The 484-nt window shown below is 58.3% G+C and carries 1 protein-coding gene; it reads right to left on the bottom strand.

Annotated elements, in window-relative coordinates; genetic code table 11:
- Positions 1 to 70: 70 nt before the first annotated feature.
- The coding region (locus A3754_RS27495) for a hypothetical protein (protein WP_063519192.1) at positions 71 to 484 on the bottom strand (414 nt) is incomplete at its 5' end.

Here is a 484-nt window from a genome sequence, read left to right as displayed (position 1 = left end):
GTCTGTCGGTTCAGCTCGCCCTCCTCGATGATGGAGTAACCGGTTTCCCCCCAGGCTATGGCATTACCAATCATGGTGCGGACTCACCAATGACCCGGGCCAGCATGATATCGGCCAGGTCATCCAGGCTCAGCGACCCTTCACGGTCAAACCAGTTTGGGGCCCAGCCAGTCATCCCCGTCAGCAGGCGACGCATAATGAAAGGGTCCGTGGTGAATTCGCCCTGATCGTGCAATTCCGACAATACATCCAGCCACAGCTGCTCATAAATACCGCGTAATTTGAGCGCTCGAGCCTGCTTGTCTGCACTCAGACAGCGCCATTCGGTGACCATCACGGTCATCGCCTCGGCCGTATCTCCCACAATGGATTGCAGCTCCGCCCGAATCAGTGCCCGCAACTTGTCCTTTCCGGTCGCATGGGCCGCCACCGCCTGACGCAGCCGCTCGGTATTGAAGTGAATCACCTCCTCCATCACCGCATA

It is taken from the genome of Alcanivorax sp. HI0083 (assembly GCF_001635175.1).
This window is presented reverse-complemented; position numbering and strand designations above follow the sequence as displayed.